Source organism: Rhodoferax sp. (assembly GCF_037143375.1).
In the GTDB taxonomy this organism is placed as follows: domain Bacteria; phylum Pseudomonadota; class Gammaproteobacteria; order Burkholderiales; family Burkholderiaceae_C; genus Rhodoferax.
The window spans coordinates 1-1596 of sequence record NZ_JBAWYV010000310.1; the positions used below are offsets into that span (position 1 = coordinate 1).

The 1596-nt window shown below is 61.3% G+C and carries 2 protein-coding genes; both read right to left on the reverse strand.

Features of this window, described 5'->3' with window-relative positions; translation table 11 throughout:
- Positions 1-666, reverse strand: a 666-nt coding sequence (locus WCG50_RS19325; RefSeq protein WP_336901218.1) for an ABC transporter substrate-binding protein, incomplete at its 3' end; no start/stop codon positions are given.
- 36 nt (positions 667-702) lie between these two features.
- Positions 703-1596 (reverse strand): signal recognition particle-docking protein FtsY (gene ftsY, locus WCG50_RS19330; RefSeq protein ID WP_336901219.1); only part of this gene is annotated, 894 nt, incomplete at its 5' end.

Below are 1596 nucleotides of genomic sequence, written 5' to 3' on the forward strand. Positions count from 1 at the left end.
CTGGTAGAGCGCCCGGCGGTCCGTGTTGACTTCAAGCAGCGCCTGTTTGAGGAACGTGGCGCCATGAAAGTCCGGTGGGCGTGGGTAGCTGACGCGTCCCGGGTGGGTCTTGGCAAAAGCCAGCAGTTCGGTCATGCTGCGCGGGGGACTGGGCACCCGTTTGCTGTCTGCAAAGAAGGTCAACTGGGCCATGCCCCAAGGCGCTTCCAGGCCATCCACCGGCTCCGAGAAGTCGATCCGGGTGGTCGGTTTGCCTTTCACGTCGACGTAGGCAAAGCTGGGCAGGGTTTCGGCAAACGGGCCAAACAGCAGTTTTTCGCGCTTCATGGCGAGGAAGTTTTCGCCGTTGATCCAGACCAGGTCGACCGTACCGTCGCTCAATTTGCCGGCGGCTTTTTCATTGCGCACCCGTTTTACGACCTCGGCGGTGTCGGTGATCTTGACGTGTTCCACCTGCACGCCGTAGCGTTGCTTCACCTCGGCGGCGGCCCACTGTAAATAGGCATTGATGTTCTGGCTACCGGCCCAGGCGTTGAAATAAACCGTTTGACCACGCGCTTTTTGCAGGGTGATCGACCAGTCGGGCGTGGTTTGGGCCAGCAAGGGCGTGCATAGCGTCACGCCTGCCAACGCCATCAGTTGGCGGCGGGAAAGTTGAGAATTCATGGAAACAACGCTGCCTGGAAATCGCTGAAAAGTTATTTAAGACAGCAGCGCCTGCGCAAACTCGCGGGCGTTGAAAGTTTGCAGGTCTTCCAGTTTTTCGCCAACCCCGATGAAATACACCGGAATCGGCCGTTCGCGGGCAATCGCCGCCAGCACGCCGCCCTTGGCGGTGCCGTCGAGTTTGGTCACGATCAGGCCGGTGAGTTGTAGCGCGTCGTCAAAGGCACGCACCTGGCTGAGTGCGTTTTGGCCGGTGTTGCCGTCAATCACCAGCAGCACCTCGTGCGGGGCGGTGGCGTCGGCTTTTTGCACCACGCGTTTGATTTTTTTCAGCTCTTCCATCAAATGCAACTGGGTCGGCAGGCGGCCCGCCGTGTCGACCAGCACCACATCGCGGCCGCGGGCTTTGCCGGCACTGACCGCGTCAAAACTCACAGCGGCCGGGTCGCCGCCTTCCTGGCTGATGATTTCGACCGTGGTGCGCTCGGCCCACACACTCAGTTGTTCCCGCGCCGCCGCCCGGAAGGTGTCGGCCGCTGCCAGCAACACCGAGGTGCCCTGGTCCGATAAATGGCGCGTGAGCTTGCCGATGGTGGTGGTTTTACCCGCCCCATTGACGCCCGCCACCATGATGACGGTGGGTTTGTGCTGGCCGATGGTCAGCGGTTTTTCGAGCGGTGCCAGCAACTGGGTGAGCGACTCGATCAGCAAACCCTTGACCGCTGCCGGGTCGGTCGCCTTGGCCTCTTTCACCCGACGTTTCAGGTCGTCGAGCAGGTGCTGCGTGGCCTTGACGCCGGTGTCGGCCATCAACAGCGCCGACTCCAGGTCTTCATACAGCGCGTCGTCAATCTGGGTGCCGGTGAAAACCGTGGCAATGCTGGAGCCGGTCTTGCGCAAACCCTGCTTGAGCTTGTCGAGCCAGGTTTT